This is a genomic window from Streptomyces sp. NPDC049040 (genome assembly GCF_043197715.1).
Lineage (GTDB): Bacteria > Actinomycetota > Actinomycetes > Streptomycetales > Streptomycetaceae > Actinacidiphila.
Map to the genome: position 1 here is coordinate 14,993 of NZ_JBICTO010000034.1, position 20,121 is coordinate 35,113.

General features: G+C 72.9%; 14 protein-coding genes. 8 read left to right on the forward strand and 6 right to left on the reverse strand.

Annotated features, from left to right (window positions below; translation table 11 throughout):
* Positions 1 to 11: 11 nt before the first annotated feature.
* Together ACGFMP_RS36605 and ACGFMP_RS36610 are read right to left on the reverse strand one after the other, a co-directional pair.
* Positions 12 to 1,211 carry an Ig-like domain-containing protein gene (locus ACGFMP_RS36605; RefSeq protein WP_393678345.1) on the reverse strand — a complete coding sequence of 400 codons (1,200 nt, stop codon included), beginning with the start codon at positions 1,209 to 1,211 and terminating at the stop codon, positions 12 to 14.
* A gap of 511 nt (positions 1,212 to 1,722) precedes the next feature.
* Positions 1,723 to 2,940, reverse strand: a complete 1,218-nt coding sequence (locus ACGFMP_RS36610; RefSeq protein WP_393678346.1) for an Ig-like domain-containing protein — start codon at positions 2,938 to 2,940, stop codon at positions 1,723 to 1,725.
* Positions 2,941 to 3,137: 197 nt separating this feature from the next.
* Between ACGFMP_RS36610 and glgX the strand changes: the two genes are divergently transcribed.
* The 7 genes from glgX (at position 3,138) to ACGFMP_RS36645 (ending at position 15,126) form a co-directional block, all read left to right on the forward strand.
* A complete protein-coding gene (gene glgX / locus ACGFMP_RS36615; protein ID WP_393678348.1) occupies positions 3,138 to 5,519 on the forward strand; it encodes a glycogen debranching protein GlgX in 2,382 nt (793 codons plus the stop codon).
* 120 nt (positions 5,520 to 5,639) lie between these two features.
* Complete coding sequence (locus ACGFMP_RS36620; protein ID WP_393678350.1) at positions 5,640 to 6,977, forward strand: MFS transporter; 1,338 nt, start codon at positions 5,640 to 5,642, stop codon at positions 6,975 to 6,977.
* A 43-nt stretch (positions 6,978 to 7,020) separates the two neighbouring features.
* Positions 7,021 to 7,767: an SDR family NAD(P)-dependent oxidoreductase gene (locus tag ACGFMP_RS36625; RefSeq protein WP_393678351.1), complete on the forward strand. Its 747-nt coding sequence runs from the start codon at positions 7,021 to 7,023 to the stop codon at positions 7,765 to 7,767.
* Between the two features lie 124 nt (positions 7,768 to 7,891).
* A complete protein-coding gene (locus ACGFMP_RS36630; RefSeq protein ID WP_393678352.1) occupies positions 7,892 to 9,721 on the forward strand; it encodes an ABC transporter ATP-binding protein in 1,830 nt (609 codons plus the stop codon).
* On the forward strand, positions 9,718 to 11,592 hold the full coding sequence (locus ACGFMP_RS36635) for an ABC transporter ATP-binding protein (RefSeq protein WP_393678354.1): 1,875 nt from the start codon (positions 9,718 to 9,720) through the stop codon (positions 11,590 to 11,592). The genes ACGFMP_RS36630 and ACGFMP_RS36635 overlap by 4 nt, the downstream gene beginning before the upstream one ends.
* Before the next feature lie 22 nt (positions 11,593 to 11,614).
* On the forward strand, positions 11,615 to 13,381 hold the full coding sequence (locus tag ACGFMP_RS36640) for an ABC transporter transmembrane domain-containing protein (protein WP_393678356.1): 1,767 nt from the start codon (positions 11,615 to 11,617) through the stop codon (positions 13,379 to 13,381).
* The gene (locus ACGFMP_RS36645; RefSeq protein WP_393678358.1) at positions 13,378 to 15,126 is read left to right on the forward strand and encodes an ABC transporter ATP-binding protein; all 1,749 of its coding nucleotides are present in this window, start codon (positions 13,378 to 13,380) and stop codon (positions 15,124 to 15,126) included. Before ACGFMP_RS36640 ends, ACGFMP_RS36645 begins: the two co-directional genes overlap by 4 nt.
* A 36-nt stretch (positions 15,127 to 15,162) precedes the next feature.
* On the opposite strand, the gene ACGFMP_RS36650 is transcribed toward ACGFMP_RS36645, so the two are convergent.
* From ACGFMP_RS36650 to ACGFMP_RS36665, 4 genes are read right to left on the reverse strand one after another with little or no spacing between them, the layout of a single operon-like run.
* Positions 15,163 to 15,735 (reverse strand): hypothetical protein, encoded by a 573-nt coding sequence (locus ACGFMP_RS36650; RefSeq protein WP_393678360.1) that lies wholly within the window; start codon positions 15,733 to 15,735, stop codon positions 15,163 to 15,165.
* On the reverse strand, positions 15,716 to 17,032 hold the full coding sequence (locus ACGFMP_RS36655) for a WXG100 family type VII secretion target (RefSeq protein ID WP_393678362.1): 1,317 nt from the start codon (positions 17,030 to 17,032) through the stop codon (positions 15,716 to 15,718). Before ACGFMP_RS36655 ends, ACGFMP_RS36650 begins: the two co-directional genes overlap by 20 nt.
* The gene (locus ACGFMP_RS36660) at positions 17,025 to 17,324 is read right to left on the reverse strand and encodes a DUF6317 family protein (RefSeq protein WP_393678363.1); all 300 of its coding nucleotides are present in this window, start codon (positions 17,322 to 17,324) and stop codon (positions 17,025 to 17,027) included. The genes ACGFMP_RS36655 and ACGFMP_RS36660 overlap by 8 nt, the downstream gene beginning before the upstream one ends.
* Positions 17,321 to 17,716, reverse strand: a complete 396-nt coding sequence (locus tag ACGFMP_RS36665; RefSeq protein WP_393678364.1) for an SAV_915 family protein — start codon at positions 17,714 to 17,716, stop codon at positions 17,321 to 17,323. The genes ACGFMP_RS36660 and ACGFMP_RS36665 overlap by 4 nt, the downstream gene beginning before the upstream one ends.
* A 436-nt stretch (positions 17,717 to 18,152) precedes the next feature.
* Between ACGFMP_RS36665 and ACGFMP_RS36670 the strand changes: the two genes are divergently transcribed.
* A partial coding sequence (locus ACGFMP_RS36670) for a M4 family metallopeptidase (protein ID WP_393678367.1) occupies positions 18,153 to 20,121 on the forward strand: 1,969 nt, incomplete at its 3' end.

Below are 20,121 nucleotides of genomic sequence, written 5' to 3' on the forward strand. Positions count from 1 at the left end.
GGCGAGCACGATCAGGCGGCCTTCCACTGGCTCCAGCTGAGGTTCCACCCGTTCAGGCCGTTGTACCACTGGACGGTCTTGTCCTTGGAGTTGATCACCTGGACCACGTCGCCGAGGATCGACTGGTTGTAGAACCACGCGGCGGGCGTGCTCGCGTCACCGGCGCCGCGCACATCGTGCAGGCCCACGCAGCCGTGGCTGGTGTTGCTCTTGCCGAAGACCGAGGGCGCGGCCCAGTAGTTGCCGTGGATGAAGGTGCCCGAGGTGGTCAGCCGCATCGCGTGCGGCACGTCCTTGATGTCGTACTCGCCGCCGAAGCCGACCGTGTCGCCGTTCATCCGGGTGGTGATGTACTTCTCGGAGATCACCATCTTGCCGTTGTACGTGGTGTGCTCGGGCGCGCCGGAGGAGATCGGGATGGTCTTGATCGCCTTGTTGTCGCGGTAGACGGTCATCGAGTGCTTCGCCGCGTCCACCACGCTGACCTGGCGGCGGCCGATGGTGAAGTGCACCTGCTTCTGCTGCTTGCCGTAGACGCCCGGGGCGCCCTCGACGCCCTTGAGGTCCAGGTCGAGCGTGACCTTGGTACCCGCCGCCCAGTAGTCGGCGGGGCGGATGTACAGCTCCTCGCTGCCGTTCCAGCGGGCGGCGACGGGGACGGAAGGGGACGCGGTCACCCTGACACCGTCCTCGACGGCCTTCTTGTCGGTGATCGGCCGGTTGAACTTGAGGTAGACCTCCATGCCGACGCCCACCGTGGAGCCGTCCTCCGGCGTGAAGTAGCCGACGAAGGTGTCCTTGGGGGTGACCGTGGTGAAGGTCGAGTGCTTGTCGGACTCGCGGCCCGCCGGGTCCTTGGCGCTCGCGTCGACCGTGTACTGCGTCGAGGTGTTCAGGTGGCCGGTCGGAGTCCAGCCCAGGCCGTCGCCGCTGATCTCGCCGGGCACCTCGGTGCCCTTGTCGTCCTTGACCACCACGGTGGACAGCTTGCCGCCGGTCGCGGCGACCTTGAGGGTGCCGGTGGTGGCCACGTCGTCCGCACCGTCGTTCGGGACGATCGAGACGACCGCGGCCGAGGCGACGGTGTCCGCCGAGGCCGTCGGGCTGCCGGCCGGCGCCTTGGCGTCACTCGCCGCCGAGTCCCCGCCGCTCCCGCCGCCGCTGCACGCGGTCGCCAGCAGCAGCAGCGCGCCGACCGCGAGCGCCGTCACGTTTCTCCTGACGCCAGGCGCCACACCTATCGGCTTCAATTCCGCTTCTCCCCTGCACGCTACCCGCGCTCACTGCCCCGGACTCCCCCGGACGGCGCTAGACAACCACACCTTGGGCATGCGCGGGCACCGTGGTATGTCACCATTCCGTCCCAGATATCTGTGTACCCGGGCCCCGTGGGCGTCAGGCCCCGCGGGCCGGTCGTACGGACGTGCGGGCTCCGGGACGGTTCCCGGACGGTCAGCGCTTGCGTGGACCGGTCGACTGGGACGGGCGGGGCTTCGGGTCGGTGCTGCACCCCATTTTCCGGCAGTCCGGATTCGAGCAGGACATGTGCGTCACTCCTTGCGTTCGTGCAGGCGTACAACCGCGCGTGCCGGCGTCGCGGACGGGCGCGGTGCCGACACGTGGTCGTCAAGATCGACGCACGGGGGAGTGATTCGGTTCCATCCGGGGGAAGTTCACAGGTCGGACGCGGAACTCATCGGGACCTGACGGGGCATTCGGGACTCACAGGGCGGAGCCCGCGGTCCACTGCTCCCAGGTGAGATTCCAGCCGCTCATGCCGTTGTCGGCGGCGACGGTGGCGTCATGGGAGTTGACCACCCGGATCGGGTCGCCGACCAGCGAGTGGTCGAAGAACCAGGCGGCCGGGGTCGCGGCACCGCCGCCCTTCTTGTCCAGCAGGCCGATGCAGCCGTGGCTGACGTTGGTGCGGCCGAAGACGCCGGGCGACGACCAGTAGTTGCCGTGCACGAAGGTCCCCGAGCGGGTCAGCCGCATCGCGTGCGGCACGTCCGGGATGTCGTACTCGCCGCCGAAGCCGACGGTCCTGCTGTCCATACGGGTCATCACGAACTTCTCGGCGATCACCATCACCCCGTTGTACGTGGTGTGGCCGGGGGCGCCCGCGGAGATGTCGAGGCTGCGGACGACCCGGCCGTCCCGCCGCACGGTCATGGTGTGCGCCGCCGCGTCGACCGTGGAGCGCTGGTCGCGGCCGATGGTGAAGTGCACGTCCTTGGACTGGGTGCCGTAGACCCCGGGGGCCGCCTCGACGTCGCGCAGCCGCAGGTGCAGGGTGACCTTGGTGCCGGGCCGCCAGTAGTCGGCCGGGCGCAGGTCGAGCCGCTGGTCGCCGAACCAGTGGCCGACGACGGTGGCGGCGGGCTCGGCGCCGATGGTGACGCCGCGTTCGACCGCCGCCCGGTCGGTGACCGGCCGGCTGAAGCGCAGGGTCACGATCATGCCGTCGCCGACGGTGGCGCCGTCCTCGGGGGTGAAGAAGCCGATCACCGTGTGCTGCGGCACCACCGTGGTGAACACCGCGTGCTTGGCGGCGGTACGCCCCTGCGGGTCCACCGCGAGGGCGTCCACGGTGTACTGCGTGGCCAGCGCGAGCTTTCCCGCCGGCTGCCAGCTGCGGCGGTCCGCGGCGAGTTCGCCGGGCACGGGGGTGCCGTCCGCCGCCTCCGCGGTGACCTCGGTGAGAGTGCCCTGATCGACGCTGACGCCGAGGGCGCCGTCCGCGGCCACATCCCTCGCGCCGTCGCCCGGCGCCACGGTGATCACGGCGCGGGACAGCTGGGGAGCGGCCGTCACGGCCCCGTCCGCCGGTTTCGCGTCGTGACCGCCGCCGCCGTCGGCTCCCGTACCGCAGCCCGCGACCGCCACCGCGCACAGCACCGCCACACCCGCACTCGCACCTGCGCGCAGCGCGCGCCTCACCGCTTTCCTCACGCCCCGTCAACGACGCCACCACCGCCGGGGAAACGCGTCACACGGCCCGTATCGGCCCGCGGCGGCCGCCCGGGGGTGAGTCCGAGCCCCAGGAGGGGAATGAAGGGTGCAGGGACACGGCGGGCCACCCGGCACGGGACGACCGGGTGGGGCCACAGCCGTGTCCGAGCCGCGGGAGGAAACACGTGTCGGAGACACGCGCATTCGGCGTATCCGGGTTGGCGCAGGGGTCCCCGCTGCCTGCCCCGGCACCGGGGGCGGACGGTGACGTCGCCGTCGAGGGCGACCGCCGCGCGCCGGGCGACGCCAACGGGAGCGGCACGCTCACCGCTCCCCCGCCGCCGCGCGCCGCCCCCGGGTCCTGCGGGCCCCGCCCGCGGCCAGGACCGCGGCAGGCCGATGTCTGGCCCGGCTCCCCGCAGCCGCTCGGCGCCCGCTTCCACGCAGGCCCCGACGGGCGGGCCGGCACCAACTTCGCGCTGTGGGCGGGCGGTGCCGAGTCGGTGGAGGTGTGCCTCTTCGCACCCGACGGCACCGAGACGCGGGCGCCGCTGACCGAGCTGACCCACGAGGTGTGGCACGGCTTCGTGCCCGGGGTGCTGCCGGGGCAGCGGTACGGCTACCGGGTCGGCGGCCGCTGGGACCCGTGGACGGGCGCCAGGTGGAATCCGGCGAAGCTGCTGCTCGACCCGTACGCGCGGGCGGTGGACGGCGACTTCGTGCTGGTCCCCGAGGTGTACGGGCACGCGCGCGACTGGTTGGAGCCGTCGGTCGCCGACACCGTGCGGGACGACCGCGACTCGGCGCCCTTCGTGCCCAAGGGCGTGGTGGTGGACGACGACGACGACTGGGAGGACGACCACAGGCCGAAGACCCCGTGGTCCGACACGGTGATCTACGAGCTGCACGTCCGCGGCTTCACCCGCCGGCACCCGGACATCCCGCCGGAGCTGCGCGGCACCTACGCGGGGCTCGCCCACCCGGCGGCGATCGCGCACCTGACCGCTCTCGGCGTGACGGCCGTCGAACTGCTGCCCGTGCACCAGTTCGCGCACGAGGAGCACCTGGAGCGGCGCGGCCTGCGCAACTACTGGGGCTACAACTCGATCGGCTACTTCGCCCCGCACGCCGGATACAGCGCCAGCGGCTCAGGCGGCCGGCAGGTCGGCGAGTTCAAGCGGATGGTGCGGGCGCTGCACGCGGCCGGCATCGAGGTGATCCTCGACGTCGTCTACAACCACACCGCCGAGGGCGGCCAGGGCGGCCCGACGCTCTCGCTGCGCGGCATCGACAACCGCACCTACTACCGCCTCGGCGACGACCCGCGCGGCTACGCCGACTACACCGGCTGCGGCAACACCCTCGCGGTGACGCAGCCGCACGTGCTGCGGCTGATCACCGACTCGCTGCGCTACTGGGTGACCGAGATGGGGGTGGACGGCTTCAGATTCGACCTGGCGGCGGCGCTGGCCCGCTCGATGCACGACGTCGACATGCTGTCGCCCTTCCTCGCGGTGATCGCCCAGGACCCGGTGCTGCGCCGGGTGAAGCTGATCGCCGAGCCGTGGGACGTCGGCTCCGGCGGCTACCAGGTGGGCGCCTTCCCCCCGCTGTGGACGGAGTGGAACGACCGCTACCGCGACACCGTCAGGGACTTCTGGCGCGGCGCCACCTCCGACGTCCGCGACCTCGGCTACCGGCTGTCCGGGTCGAGCGACCTCTACGACTGGGGCGGCCGTCGCCCGTACGCGTCGGTGAACTTCGTGACCGCGCACGACGGTTTCACGCTGCGGGACCTGGTCAGCCACCAGCGCAAGCACAACGAGGCCAACGGCGAGGACGGCAGGGACGGCACCGACGACAACAGGTCCTGGAACTGCGGGGCCGAGGGCCCCACCGCCGATCCGGCCGTCGAGGCGCTGCGCCGCCGCCAGATCCGCAACCTGCTGTGCACCCTGCTGCTGTCCACCGGGGTGCCGATGCTCGTGGCGGGCGACGAGATGGGCCGCACCCAGGGCGGGAACAACAACGCCTACTGCCAGGACAACGAGACCGGCTGGCTGGACTGGTCGCTGCTCGACGACCCCCGGTGGGCCGCGCTGCGCGACCTGACCGCGCGGCTGATCGCGCTGCGCCGGGCGCATCCGGTGCTGCGCAGCGGCGGCTTCTTCTCCGGGCTCGCCTCGGCGCCCGAAGGGCTGCGGGACGTGGCCTGGTTCGGCGCGCAGGGGCGCGAGCTGACCGACGAGGAGTGGTTCGCGCGCTCGGCGACCCTGGGGATGTACCTGTCGGGAGCCGACATCCCGCACCGGGACGCCCGTGGCGAACCCGTGGTGGACGACAGCTTCCTGCTGATCGTCCACGCCCACCACCGGCCCGCCGCCTTCACCCTGCCCGGCCTGCCGTGGGGCTCGACCTACGAGCTGCTCCTCGACACCGCCGAGGAGCCCGAGGCGCCGCCGCCCCCGCAGCCCCCGACGGCGGCCGCCGGCACGGCGGTCGCGGTCGGGGCCCGCTCGGTACGGCTCTACCGGGCGGTGCGCGACCGGGCGGTGCCGGTGCGCTGAGGCGCGGGCCCGCGAGGGTGCCGTCCGGATCCCCGCGGCGTCGCGGGGATCCGGGCGGCGGGCCCGTGCGGCAGGGCCCGTGCGGCGACCGGCGGACGGACAATCGGCTGGACTCCGTGAATGGTCCAGTCCACCATGAGCCCGGTGACCTCCTCCGCACCCCGTTCCGGGCAGGCCGCCGCGCCGGCACCGGCCCCGTCGGCGCACCGACCCGCGGCGGGGCCGCTCTGGTCGGCCGACTTCCGGCTCTACTTCACCGCCCGCTCGGTGGCCATGCTCGGCGACACGATGCTGCCCGTCGCCCTGTCTGCGGGCCTGCTCTCCTACGGCTACTCGGTCGGCGACATCGGCCTGGTGATGGCTGCCACCAGTGCCTGCTTCGCCGGCTTCGTCATCTTCGGCGGTGTCCTGGCCGACCGGTTCGACGCGCGGGCCATGATGATCGGCTCCGACCTGATCAGGGTCTGCACCCAGTCCACGGCCGCCTTCCTCTTCCTCACCCACAGCGTGCGGCTGTGGGAGGTGCTGGTGATCGGCGTCGTCAACGGCACCTGCGCGGCGACCTTCCAGCCGGGCGTCGCCAGCACCGTGGTGCGGGTCGCCCACGATGTGCAGGGCGCCAACGCGGTGACCAGGACAGCCGAGTCCGCGGCCGGGCTCGCGGGGCCCGCGCTCGCCGGCGCGCTGGTCGGCTTCACCTCGCCGGGGCCGGTCTTCGCGGTGCACGCGGCCACGTACCTGACCAGCGCGCTCTGCCTGATCGCGCTGCGGCTGCCGCCCGCGGCGCCGCGGGCCGCGGGCACCGGGGCGGGCACCACCTTCAGGGCGGATCTCGGCGAGGGGTGGCGGGAGTTCAGGGCGCGTACCTGGATGTGGTCGGTGATCCTGGTGTGGATGGTCTACACCCTGTGCGTGATGGGCCCCTTCACGCCGCTGGCCGCGGGCGAGATCATCCCCGAGCACGGCGCGGGCGCGTACGGGCTGGTGAACTCCGCGCTGGGAGCGGGCACCGCGGCGGGCGCGCTGCTGGCGATGCGGCTGCGTGCCGACCGGCCGCTGCGCGCGGGCAGCTTCGGGATCCTCCTGTTCGCGCTGATGCCCGTGTCCGTCGGGCTCGACCTGCCCCTGCCGGGGCTGTGCGGCTGTGTGTTCGCCGCCGGCATCGGCGGCGCCTTCTGGGGCGTCAACTGGGCCACCAGCGTGCAGACCCAGGTCCCCGGCGACATCCTCAACCGCATCCACGCCTACGAGGTCGCCGGGTCGGTGGCCATGTACCCGGTCGGCCAGTCGATCGCAGGACCCGCGGCCGCCGCCTTCGGCGCCCGCCATGTGCTGCAGGCGGGCGGGGCGATCGCGCTCTGCGTGGGCGGCACCCTGCTGTGCATACCTGCGGTGCGCGGGCTGCGGCGCGCCGCGCCCGGCAGGGTGCTGGAGCACCGGGTGCAGCGCGACGGCTGATTTCCGCCAGATTCCGGCGCGGGGCGCGACCAGGATCGTCGGCATGGACACCACCGAGTTCGAAGGAAGAACCGCCCTGGTCACCGGGGCCGCCCGCGGTATCGGGGCGGCGGTCGCGCTGCGGCTGGCGGCGGGCGGCTGCGATGTCGCCTTCACCTACCGGCAGGACGCGGCGGCCGCCGAGGCCGTCGCGGGCAAGATCCGCGCCACCGGCCGCAGGGCGCTCGCCCTGCGCGCCGACAGCGGCGACCCCGCCGCCGTCGAGAGGGCGGTGGACCGCGTGGCCGGCGAGTGGGGGCGGCTGGACGTGCTGGTCAACAACGCGGGCGTCTACGTGGTGGGCCCGGTGACGGACCTGGGGGCGGACGAGTTCGACCGCTCGGTCGCGGTGAACGTCCGCGGCCCCTACCTGGCGGCAAGGGCGGCCTCCCGGCACATGCGCCCGGGCGGGCGGATCATCAGCATCGGCAGCAACGTCGCCGAGCGCACCACCTTTCCCGGCCACACCCTCTACGCGCTGACCAAGACCGCGCTGACCGGCATGACCAAGGGCCTGGCCAGGGACCTGGGCCCGCTGGGCATCACCGTGAACCTGCTGCACCCGGGCCCGACGGACACCGACGCCAACCCGGCCGACGGCCCGTACGCCGAGACGGTACGCGGCTTCACCGCGCTCGGCCGCTACGCCGCCGGCGACGAGATCGCGGCGGTCGTGGCGCACCTGGCGTCGGACGCGGCGTCGTACGTGACCGGCGCGGTCGTGCACGCGGACGGCGGCTTCACGGTCTGACCGTGCCGCCCCTGCCACTCGGGGCCGGGAGCGCCGTCCCCCTGCCGCTGCCGGCCCCGGGGCATGGACCCGATGGCGAAAACCAGGTGAATCGTGTCAGCGGGCGACCGTAGTGTCAGGAGTGATGCCTGCCACGACCCCTGACCCCGCGCCCGCCGCCCGCCCGCGGTCCTCCATCCGGTCGCTGCTGCGGCTGTGGCCCTACGTCGTGCCGATCAGGACGCGGCTCGCGACCTCCGCGGTGGTCGGCGTGGCCGCCTCCAGCATGGGGCTGCTGATCCCGCTGGTGCTCAAGTGGCTGGTCGACGGCCCTGTCACCGACCAGGACCCGTCCGGGGTGTGGCTCGGCGGCGGCCTGGTGCTGCTGCTGGGGTTGCTGGAGGCGGGTCTGTTCGGGCTGCGGCGCTGGCTGGTGGCCCGGCCGCTGGCGGGCGTCGAGGCGTCGATGCGCGCCGACCTCTACCGGCGGCTGCAACGGCTGCCGGTGGCCTTCCACGACCGGTGGGCGTCGGGGCAGCTGCTGTCCCGGGCCACCACGGACCTGCAGATCCTGCGGATGTTCCTGGCCTTCCCGCTGGTCTTTCTTTTCGTCAACGCCACCACGATGCTGATCGGCTTCGGCATCCTGCTGGCGCAGAGCCCGCTGCTGACGCTGGTCCTGCTCGGCCCCGCGGTGCCGCTTGTGGTGCTGTCCTCGCGGTTCGAGACGCGCTACGCGCTGGCCGCCCGGCGGGCCCAGGACCAGGCGGGCGACCTGGCCACGCTGGTCGAGGAGTCGGTGCTGGGCGTGCGGATCATCAAGGCCTTCGGGCGGCACCGCAGCCAGTCGCAGGCCTTCCACCGGCAGGCGCGCGGGCTGCGCGGCACCGAACTGCACAAGGCGCGGCTGCTGTCCGACCTGTGGGCGATCATCATGACGCTGCCGGAACTGGCCATCGGCGTCGCCCTGGTGGTCGGGGTGCTCCAGGTCTCCGACGGCAAGCTCTCCGCGGGGACCCTGGTGGCCTTCCTGACCACCGCGCTGGCGCTGCGCTGGCCGGTGGAGTCGATCGGCTTCCTGCTCGCGATGAGCAACGAGGCGGCCACCGCCGCGGACCGCTACTTCGAGCCGATGCGGACCGCGGGCGTCGAGGGCGCGGACGCCGCAGGGGCGGTGGACGCCGCGGACGGCACGCGGACGGGGGGCGGGCTGCGGATGGAAGGGGTGCACTTCCGGTATCCCGACGCGCCTGCCGACAGCACCCCGCTGCTGCGCGGGGTCGACCTGCACATCAGGTCGGGCGAGACGATGGCCCTCGTCGGTGCGACCGGGTGCGGCAAGACCACGCTGACCGCGCTGGTGCCGCGGCTGCACGAGCCGACCGGCGGGCGGATCACGCTGGACGGCGAGGACACCGCGGAGCTGCCCGTCGAGCGGTTGCGCGAACTGGTCGCGGTGGCCTTCGAGGAGCCGACCCTCTTCTCCGCGACGGTACGGGAGAACGTGGCGATGGGCGCGGGGCCGACCGGTGCGGGCGAGGCGGAGGTGCTGCGGGCGCTCGAGGTCGCCCAGTGCGGCTTCGTGCACACGCTGCCGGAAGGCCTCGACACCCAGGTCGGCGAGCAGGGCCTGAGCCTGTCCGGCGGCCAGCGGCAGCGGCTCGCGCTGGCCCGCGCGGTCGTCGGGCGCCCGCACTTCCTCATCCTGGACGACCCGCTGTCCGCGCTCGACGTGCACACCGAGGCCCTGGTCGAGGCGGCGCTGCGCGACGTGCTGCGGGAGACGACGGCGCTGGTCGTGGCGCACCGGCCGTCGACCGTACAGCTCGCCGACCGGGTGGCACTGATGTCCGGGGGGCGGATCACCGCGGTCGGCACCCACCCGGAACTGCTGCGCGACAACGCCGAATACCGCCGTCTGATGTCGGGCCTCGACGAGGTCGCCGAATCCCTGGACAGGAGCGAGGCCCGATGACGTCCGCCACCGAGCAGCAGCTCAGCGAACCCGAGGAGGCCGGCCGGCCGCGGCCGGCGGCCGCGCACGGGCCCGCCGCACCCGACGCCTTCGACCAGGACAGGCTGCCCGCGCCCGCCAACGCGCAGGCGATGCTGCTGCGTTCGCTGCTGCGCCCGCACAGCCGGCGGGTCTGGCTGGCCGCGGTGCTGCTGCTGGTCCAGCAGGCGGCGGTGCAGGCCGGGCCGCTGCTGGTCGCCTACGCCATCGACAACGCGATCCCGCAGGTCCGCGACGGCCGGCACGGCGCGCTCATCGCGGTGGCCTGCGGCTACCTGGGCTGCGGGCTCGCCGCGGGTGCGCTGCAGCGCACCTTCATCCGGGTCGCGGCGCTGATCAGCCAGGACGTGCTGATCGACCTGCGCGCGCGGATGTTCCGGCACGCCCAGTCGCTCAGCCTGGACTTCCACGAGCGCTACACCTCGGGGCGGCTGATCTCCCGGGCCACCTCGGACGTCGAGTCGATCAGGGAGCTGCTCACCGACGGCCTGGAGGAGCTGATCGGGGTGGTGCTGTCGGTCGCGTACATCTCGGTGCTGCTGGTCTTCCTCGACTGGCGGCTCGGCCTGGTGACGCTGGTGTCGTATCTGCCGCTGTACCTGGCGATCCGCCGCTTCCAGCGCCGCTCGATGGTCGCCTACCGCAGGCGTTCCACCGCCATCGCGGCGGTCATCGTGAAGTTCACCGAGACGATGAACGGCATCCGCCCGGTCAAGGCCTTCCGCCGCGAGGTGCCCAACGACACCGCCTTCGAGGAGCTCAACCACCGGCACTACCGGGCGAACGGCGACGCGATCCTGGAGATGGCCCGCTACGTCGTCATCTCCCGGCTGATCGCGAACATCGCGGTGGCCGGCATCGTGGTGTGGGGCGCCTACCGGGTGGCCGGCGGCGGGATGGCGCTCGGCGTGCTCGCCGCGTTCGTGCTCTACCTGCGGCGGCTCTACGACCCGATCGACCGGCTGGGGATGTTCCTGAACTCCTACCAGTCGGCGGCCGCCTCGCTGGAGAAGATCGCCGGCCTGCTCGCCCAGACGCCGACGGTGCCCGAGCCCCGGGACCCGGTGGCGCTGCCGCCGACCGCCGGCGGCCGGCCGGGGCGCGAGGTGGTCTTCGACCGGGTGCGGTTCGGCTACCGCACCGGCGGCGAGGTGCTGCCCGCCTTCGACCTGCGGCTGCCGGCCGGGCAGACCCTCGCGGTGGTCGGTGCGACCGGGGCGGGCAAGTCCACCCTGGCCAAGCTGCTGGCCAGGTTCTACGACCCGAGCGGCGGGAGGGTGCTGCTCGACGGTGTGCCGCTGAGCGACCTGTCACCCGCAGACCTGCGGCGCGGGGTGGTCATGGTGACGCAGGAGGCCTTCCTCTTCTCCGGCACCGTCGCGGACAACATCACCATCGGCCGCCCCGACGCCACCCGCGCGGAGGTCGAGGCCGCGGCCCGGGCGATCGGCGCGCACGACTTCATCGCCTCGCTCCCCGACGGCTACGACACCGACGTGCGCAAGCGCGGCGGCCGTATCTCGGCCGGCCAGCGCCAGCTGGTCGCCTTCGCCAGGGCCCTGCTCGCCGACCCGGGCGTGCTGATCCTCGACGAGGCGACCTCGTCCCTCGACATCCCGGGCGAGCGCGCGGTCCAGTACGCCATGCAGACGGTGCTCACCGGCCGTACCGCGGTCATCATCGCGCACCGGCTCTCCACGGTCGCGATCGCCGACCGCGTGCTGGTGATGCGCGACGGCCGGGTCGTCGAGGACGGCACCCCCGCGGAACTCATCGCGGGCAAGGGCCACTACGCGGAGCTGGACGCCGCCTGGCGGGACGGTCTGGCATAGGCATCGCCGAAAGGTCCCGTGGATGATCGACTCGTACGCTGATCCGGGCACGCCCGACCACCGCAGTGCCGCCCGGTACCTGTGGTGGCTGCTGGGCAGCCAGCCCCGGCGGGCCGCGGGCGGTGCGCTGCTGGGCACCGTGTGGATGGTGCTCATCACGCTGTCGCCCTACGTGCTCTCGCGCGCCATCGACGACGGGCTGGAACCGGGGCGCATGGGCACGCTGGCCGCCTGGTCCGCGGTGCTGCTGTGCCTGGGCTCGTTCAACGCCTGGCTGAGCATCATGCGGCACCGCACGATGACCAGGCTGCGGATGGACGCGACCTTCCGCACGGTCAAGTCCGTGGTCGCGCAGGTGACCCGGCTGGGCGCGGCGCTGCCGCGCCAGGCCAACGCGGGCGAGGTCGTCACCATCGGCATCACCGATGTCCAGCAGATCAGCAGCTCCCTGACCATGACAGGGCCGGGTGTCGGCTCGATCGTCGCCTGCCTCGTCGTGGGCGGCCTGCTGTTGTCGATCTCGGTGGCGCTCGCCGCCGTGGTGCTGGTCGGGGTCCCGCTGACGGCCCTGCTGGTCGGCCCGCTGCTGGGGCGGCTGCGGGGCGCCGAGGCGGTGTACCGCGAGCAGCAAGGCGGGCTGACCACCAGGATCGGGGACCTGGCCGGCGGCCTGCGGGTGCTCAACGGCCTGGGCGGCAAGGAGCTGTTCGCCGATGCTTTCAGGCGCGATTCCCGCGGCCTGGTGGCGCAGGGGTACCGGGTCGGGGCGGTCACCAGCTGGGTCCAGGCGCTCGGCGTGGGGCTGCCGATGGTGTTCCTGTCCGTGGTGACCTGGCTGGCGGCCCGGCTGGCGGTGCAGGGGACCATCACGGTGGGCGAGTTCGTCGGGGTGTACGGCTACGTCGCGGTGCTGGTGATGCCGGTGGCCTTCCTCATCGAGTGCGGCTACGACATCACCCGCGGCCTGGTCGCCGCCCGGCGGGTCGTCGCCTTCCTGGCGCTGGAGCCGGATTCGGCCGGGCAGCAGGCCACGGCGGAACCGCCCGCGGCGGCGTCCACCCTGCGTGATCCGGCGTCGGGTGTCGAGGTGGCCCCCGGCCGGCTGACCGCGCTGGCCGGCGCCCGGCCCGCGGAGACCGCGGAAGTGGTCGACCGGCTCGGTGGGTTCGCGCAAGGGGCGGTGACCTGGGGCGCGGTACGGCTCGACGAGATCGCCGTCGCGCAGGTCAGGGGCCGCATCCTGGTCGCGGACAACGAGGCCGACCTGTTCGCGGGACCGCTGCGTGCCGTGGTCGCCGGCCGCAGGGACCGGGACGAGGCGGCGCTCGCCGCCGCCGTCCACGCGGCGTTGGCCGACGACATCGTCGCCGCCCTGCCCGAGGGGCTCGACGCCCCCGTCGACGCCCAGGGCCGCAACTTCTCCGGTGGCCAGCAGCAGCGCCTGCGCCTGGTCCGTGCCCTGCTCGCGGACCCCGAGGTGCTGCTGGCGGTCGAGCCGACCTCGGCGCTCGACGCACACACCGAGGCCGCCGTCGCGGACCGGCTGCGTACCGCCAGGGCGGGCCGCACCACGGTCGTCACCAGCACCTCGCCGCTGGTGCTCGACCGGGCGGACACCGTCTGCTACCTGGTGGACGGCAAGGTCGCCGCCACCGGGCACCACCGCCGGCTGCTGCGCGACGAGCCCGGCTACCGCGCTCTGGTGACACGCGGTGCGGACGACGTCCCGGACGGCGACGAGGACGGCCGAGGCGACGCGTCGCGGCCTGCCGGGGAGGACGCCCGATGACCGCACGGCTGCCGGTCGCCGCGCCGGACGAGACGAACCGGGCGATGCTCGGGCTGATCCGTGCCGACCGCCCCGCCTTCGCCGCCGTGCTGGTGCTCAACGCCCTGGCCGCGGCCGTGGGACTCGTCGGCCCCTGGCTGGTCGGCCGTATCGTCGACCAGGTCCAGGAGGGCGGCAGTGTCGCGGCGGTGGACCGGCTGGCGGTCGCCATCCTGGTGAGCACGCTGGTGCAGTTCCTGCTGGCGCGCCAAGCCCGCTATGTGGGGCACCGCTTCGGGGAGCGCACCCTGGCGCGGGTGCGCGAGCAGTTCATCGACCGGGCGCTGGCGCTTCCCCCCTCGGTCGTGGAGCGCGCAGGGACCGGCGACCTGACCGCCCGGGGCACCTCCGACGTCGCGATGGTGGGCACCACGCTGCGCGACGCGGGACCCGAGGTGCTCATCTCGGTGGTCCAGGCGCTGTTCATCCTCGGCGCGGTCTTCGCGCTCGACCCGGTGCTCGGCGGCTGCGGCCTGCTCGGCCTGGTCGGGATCTGGTTCGCGCTGCGCTGGTATCTCGCGCGGGCGCGCACCGCCTACCTCGCCGAGGGCGCGGCCAACTCGGCGGTGACCGAGATCCTGGCCGCCACCGCGTCGGCGGCCCGCACGATCGAGGCCTTCGGGCTGGAGCAGCAGCGGATCAAGGAGAGCCGGGACGCGATCGAGGTGTCCCGCCGGGCACGGATGCGGACGCTTTTCCTGCGCAGCGTGTTCTTCCCCGCCGTGGAGGTCTCCTACATCATCCCGGTGGTCGGGGTGCTGATGGTCGGCGGGCTGCTGCACGCGCACGGCGCGATGAGCCTGGGCGCGGTGGTCAGTGCGGCCCTCTACCTGCGGCAGCTGTCGGAGCCGCTGGACACCGCACTGATGCGGGTCGAGCAACTGCAGAGCAGCAGCGCGTCGTTCGCCCGCGTCGAGGGCCTGGGCCGCGCTCCGCAGACCGTCGCGGCCGGCTCGCCCGCACCTGCCGACGACCGGATCGACGTCGCCGGCGTGCATTACTCCTACGACGGCGGCCCTGACGTCCTGCGGGGTGTCGACCTGACCGTACGGCCGGGTGAGCGGCTCGCGCTCGTCGGGCCCTCCGGGGCGGGGAAGACCACGCTGAGCCGGCTGCTCGCGGGCATCGACGTACCGGTCACCGGCTCGGTGACGGTCGGCCGGGTCCCGATCGCGGCCCTGGACCCCGAGCAGCTGCGCCGGCACGTCGTCCTGGTCACCCAGGAGCGCCATGTGTTCTTCGGCACCGTCCGGGACAACCTGCGGATCGCGGCGCCCGCCGCCGGTGACGACGAGCTGCGGGCCGCCCTGGACGGTGTGGGGGCCGGCTGGGCGCACGAGCTGCCGGCGGGACTCGACACCATGCTGGGCGACGGGGGGCACCGGATCGACGGGTCGCAGGCCCAGCAACTGGCCTTGGCCCGGGTCGTCCTGGCCGACCCGCACACGCTGATCCTCGACGAGGCCACCGCGCTGCTCGACCCCAGGACGGCCCGGCACACCGAACGCGCGCTGGCCGCCGTCATGCGGGGGCGGACCGTCATCGCCATCGCGCACCGGCTGCACACCGCGCACGACGCGGACCGGGTGGCCGTCATGGAGAACGGCCGGCTCACCGAGATGGGCACCCATGACGCGCTCGTGGCCGCCGACGGCGCCTACGCGGCCCTGTGGCACTCGTGGCAGAGCGAGCAGCAGCCTTCCTGAGCCGGCCCGGCGGCACCGGGCCCGGCGCCCGGCACGTCACCGCCAGGTGGGTCCGTTGCGCGGCGCCCGCTGCCGGTCGGCACGGCGTACCTGCCGCGACGCTTCCGCGAGCCGGCGCTCGTAGTCCTGCCGGGCGCCGATCTCGCGGGGCGTCTCCCGAACGAAGAGTGCGGCGAGGAAGCCGCCCAGCAGGTAGGCGGCCAGCGCGGGCAGCACGGGCGCCATGAGCACCGCGAGCCCCTGGTTGCCGTACGACCTCGCCGCCGCCCGGCCGGCCCGCCCGCGCGACTCGGCCACCTGCTCTGGGGTGACGGGGGCGCGGTTGACCGGGCGCTGCCTGATCCATCCGGCGACCAGGGCCGCCAGCGCGCCCGCGCCCTCCACGGCGTGGAGGGCGATCCGCGCGCCCGGCGGGAAGAGCGACACGAAGCCCAGGTACAGCGCGGTCCCGATGGCTCCCACCACGGCGACGAAGAGCAGCGAGGTCAGGACGAGCAGGCCGCGCCGCACCCCGTAGCGGAAACCGCGGTCCACCCAGCTCGTGCCGAGGAAGGGCAGCGAGAACGGCTCGACGCCCGCCGCGGCGTCCTCAGAGCCAGCCGGTGGCATGGTGCCAGACCGACTTTCCCGCGTTGCCGATGCTCTTGCCGGTGTCCACCGCGAGGTTCTTCATGTCGGAGCCGGTGGCCTTGGTGACGTTCCAGGTGCCGTCCGCGACACCCGCGACGACACCGTGGTCGTGGATGTCCTCGCTCCAGTGCTCGTGGAAGGCCTCGTCGGCGAAGTAGCCGACGCCGACGAAGACGGCACCCGCGGTGGCCGCCGTCGCCGTCGCGCCGAGGCCGATGCCGATCTCGGGTGCGGCGGCCACCACGGCCGCGCCTGCCGCGAGTCCGACCAGGCCCGCGCCGACGTCGACGGTGACGGAGTGCGCCCAGGACCAGCCCTTGTCGTGGTCCTCCTTGGCCTCCACCAGGCCGATCGCGGTGACCGCGGCGACGTCCACCACCGGGATCTCCTTGAGGAACTCCGGTGCGCCCTCGACCAGTTTCACGCCCTTGAGCGCGTCGGCGAGCTTGTAGTTGAGCACCCGGTCGTAGGGCAGGAAGCTGCTGCCGTTCTTGCTCGCGGCGACCTCCGCGTCCAGCGCGTCGATCTGGGTGCCGAGCCGCTGGTATTCGCCCTTGAGCCGGAAGGCCTTGGGGAGGTCGGCCTCGGCGGTGCGGAATTTGGCCTCCTCCTCCTTCATCGCCTTGAGGGCCTCCTCGTGTTTCTTCTCGGCCTCGTCGAGCTTCTTGCCCGCGTCGAGCCCGAGCTTGCGCTCGTCGTCGGCCTTGGAGGTCCACAGCGCCCGCAGGTAGTCGGCGACGACGATCTTGTCGCCCTTGCCCATCGGCTTGTCCGGGTCCAGGGAGTCGTAGAGCGCGTTGAGCTTCTTGGCGCAGGCGATACGGGCGGCCTGGCCCTTGTGCATGATCTCCTTGTAGACCCCGGCGTACTCGTCGAGGTCGGCGATGGCCTTCTGGTCCGCCGCGCTGGGCGGGTTGGCGGTCATCATGGTGCCGGGCTCGCCCATGGGCCCGACCGGGACGCCCTTGGAGGTGGCGACGTCCGCGGCGTTCTGCAGGGCGCTGTTGGCGTCGGTGAGCGCCTGGGCGAGCGCGGTGAGGGCGTCGCCGACCGCCTTGACCAGCTCGGCGAAGCCGCCGGCCGCCATCGAGTCCTCCGCCCAGCGGGCCCTGAACTCCTCGGCTGCCTCGCCCTTCCAGCCGGCGTCGGAGACCAGCGTCTCGACGCCGTCGCCGAGCGGTTTGACCACGCCTTCGAGCTGTTCCTTGGCTCCGGTCAGCGTGGTCCCCATGGTGTGGAGACCGCCGATGTCCCCGCCTATCCAGCTGTCACTCATCGGGCATCAGATCCTCGAACAGGCCGTGAACGTCGATGTCATGGCGTTTGTAGGAGCCGTGGGCGTAGTCCAGCCCGTTGGCGTGCTCCTCGATGCGGCCGGCGAGCTTGGCGTGCAGGCCCGCGATGGCGTCCATGATCGAGGCGATGGAGTCGTCGAGGCCCGCGTCGCCCGAGGCCGCCGTCGGCGGCGCCACGTTCGTCTTGAGGGCGGCGTAGTCGGTCGCCTGGGTGTGGAAGGTCGACGCCATGCCGGCCAGGTCGCCCAGGATGACGTTGTATCCGGCGCTCATCGCCGCACCGCCTCGGTGTAGGCCCTGAGGTGCTCGGGGGTCCAGTAGGGCTCGGTGCCGGATGCGACGACCGGGTCCACGCTGACGCGGCCGAAGCCGTTGCGGCGCATGAGCTCGGCGAAGGGCTCCGCGGGCATCGCGATCCAGGGCTGGCTCTCGCCGAGTGCGGCGACCAGGGCGTCCAGGGTGGTGAAGGCCACCGGGACGGGGGCGCCGGTCCGCGGCTGCGTCAGGAACTCGAAGCCGACGCCGGGGGGTTGCGCGGGGTCGGCGGGATAGCGGGGGTGGGCCGGTATGTAGAGCCGGGTGTCAGGGGCGAGCGTGACCGGGGGGCCGGGATCCGCCGCCGGCGCGGGTACGTCGGCGCCTGGCAGTTCCGATATTCGCGACATCTTCACCTCGGTTTTCGGCCGCACCGGCAAAGGCCCCGTACCCCCGCCGAGGTGGCCACTGTAGACACTCCGGCCGCACCTTCCGCACGAATGGCCGGGAACATCCGGTTCACGCCGCGTCAAGAATCGGGCAAACTTCTTCGGCCTGCAACACGACTCACACATCTGCCCGCTATGCGAACACCACGCTCCGGACAGCGGACGAGTTTCGGCCAAGTTGGCATCACGGGACTGACATGAACAGGTAAAGAGTGTCACTCTGTGGCCCGTTCCACAGCAACACCGCAGCTCTATCCGGGTGGTTCACCAACCCCACCCGCCCGGACTGTCACCGGCCGCGCACCCGCGGCCGCCGCAGAAGGAGTGACGAGTGGCACGATCCCCCCGTACGGCCCGTACGGCAGCAGCCGCCGGCGCGCTGGTCGCCGGCGTGGCGATGCTCGCCGTGACCCTGCCGGCCGGTACCGCGGCGGCAGACCCCGCCGCGCACACCGGCTCGACGGCACAGGCCGCGAACACCCACGCCCAGCCCAGGCCGGGCGCCCTGCCGGCCTCGCTGAGCCCGGCGCAGCAGGCCGCCCTGACGTCACACGCGCAGGCGCAGGCCTCGACGACCGCGTCGTCGCTGCACCTCGGCGCCCAGGAGAAACTGGTCGTCAAGTCCGTGTCCCAGGACGCGGACGGCAGCACCCACACCCGCTACGAGCGCACGTACCAGGGACTGCCGGTGCTCGGCGGCGACCTGATCGTGCACCAGAACGCGCTCGGCTCGACGACCGGCGTGGACAAGGCGACCAGCGCTCCGGTCGCGGTGGCCTCGACGACCGCGGTCAAGAGCGCCGACTCGGCGAAGTCCTTCGCCCTGTCGCGCGCGGCGGCGGACGGCGCGAAGTCCCCCGCGGCGGTGAACTCGCCCCGCAAGGTGGTCTGGGCGGCGGCCGGCACCCCGGTGCTCGCCTGGGAGTCCGTGATCGGCGGGCTCCAGGAGGACGGCACCCCCAACCAGCTCCACGTGATCACCGACGCCACCACGGGCGCGAAGCTCTTCGAGTACCAGGGCATCGAGACCGGCGTCGGCAACAGCGAGTACAGCGGCCAGGTGAACATCACCACCACGCTGTCGGGCAGCACCTACCAGCTGACCGACAACACCCGCGGCGGCCACAAGACGTACAACCTGAACCACGCCACGTCAGGGACGGGCACCCTGTTCACCGACGCTGACGACACCTGGGGCGACGGCAGCGGCACCACCGCCCAGACCGCGGGCGTGGACGCGGCCTACGGAGCCCAGGAGACGTGGGACTTCTACAAGAACACCTTCGGGCGCAACGGCATCGCCGACGACGGCCGGGCCGCGTACTCCCGGACGCACTACGGCAACAGCTACGTCAACGCCTTCTGGGACGACTCCTGCTTCTGCATGACCTACGGCGACGGCAGCGGCAACGCGCACCCGCTGACCGCGCTGGACGTCGCGGGCCACGAGATGAGCCACGGCGTCACCGCCAACTCCGCGGGCCTGAACTACTCCGGCGAGTCCGGCGGCCTGAACGAGGCGACGTCCGACATCTTCGGCACCGGTGTGGAGTTCTACTCCAACACCGCGGCCGACCCGGGCGACTACCTCATCGGCGAGAAGATCAACATCAACGGGGACGGCACCCCGCTGCGGTACATGGACAAGCCCAGCAAGGACGGCGGCTCGAAGGACAACTGGTCCTCCAGCCTCGGCGGCCTTGACGTCCACTACTCGTCGGGTCCGGCCAACCACCTGTTCTACCTGCTCTCGGAGGGCAGCGGCGCCAAGGTCATCGGCGGGGTCAGCTACAACAGCCCGACCTACGACAACCTGCCGGTGCCGGGCATCGGCCGGGACAACGCGCTCAAGCTCTGGTACAAGTCGCTGACCGAGCGCTTCACCTCGACCACCAACTACGCGGCGGCCCGCACCCAGTCGCTCGCGGCGGCGGCCGACCTGTGGGGCGCGAACAGCGCCACGTACAACACGGTGGCCAACACCTGGGCGGCGATCGGCGTCGGCAGCCGGGTGACCACCCCGACCGGCGTGACCGTGACCAACCCGGGCAACCAGTCCACCAAGGTCAGCACCGCGGTCAGCCTGCAGATCCACGCGACCAGCAGCAACAGCGGCGCCCTGACCTACACCGCGACCGGCCTGCCGCCGAACCTGTCGATCGGCTCCTCGACCGGCCTGATCTCGGGCACCACCTCGGCCACCACCGGTACGTACAACGTCACGGTGACGGCCAAGGACTCCACCAACGCCACAGGTACCGCGTCCTTCACCTGGGCGGTCACCAGCGGCAGCGGGGGCGGCTGCACCGCAGGACAGCTGCTGGCCAACCCCGGCTTCGAGAGCAGCGGCGGCTGGACCTACTCCA

Bases quoted from the DNA above. Each gene is read 5' to 3' on its own strand.
- ACGFMP_RS36620 (WP_393678350.1), top strand. From the start codon at position 5,640: ATGGTCCAGTCCACCATGAGCCCGGTGACCTCCTCCGCACCCCGTTCC.
- ACGFMP_RS36625 (WP_393678351.1), top strand. From the start codon at position 7,021: ATGGACACCACCGAGTTCGAAGGAAGAACCGCCCTGGTCACCGGGGCC.
- ACGFMP_RS36630 (WP_393678352.1), top strand. From the start codon at position 7,892: ATGCCTGCCACGACCCCTGACCCCGCGCCCGCCGCCCGCCCGCGGTCC.
- ACGFMP_RS36635 (WP_393678354.1), top strand. From the start codon at position 9,718: ATGACGTCCGCCACCGAGCAGCAGCTCAGCGAACCCGAGGAGGCCGGC.
- ACGFMP_RS36640 (WP_393678356.1), top strand. From the start codon at position 11,615: ATGATCGACTCGTACGCTGATCCGGGCACGCCCGACCACCGCAGTGCC.
- ACGFMP_RS36645 (WP_393678358.1), top strand. From the start codon at position 13,378: ATGACCGCACGGCTGCCGGTCGCCGCGCCGGACGAGACGAACCGGGCG.
- ACGFMP_RS36650 (WP_393678360.1), bottom strand. From the start codon at position 15,735: ATGCCACCGGCTGGCTCTGAGGACGCCGCGGCGGGCGTCGAGCCGTTC.
- ACGFMP_RS36655 (WP_393678362.1), bottom strand. From the start codon at position 17,032: ATGAGTGACAGCTGGATAGGCGGGGACATCGGCGGTCTCCACACCATG.
- ACGFMP_RS36660 (WP_393678363.1), bottom strand. From the start codon at position 17,324: ATGAGCGCCGGATACAACGTCATCCTGGGCGACCTGGCCGGCATGGCG.
- ACGFMP_RS36665 (WP_393678364.1), bottom strand. From the start codon at position 17,716: ATGTCGCGAATATCGGAACTGCCAGGCGCCGACGTACCCGCGCCGGCG.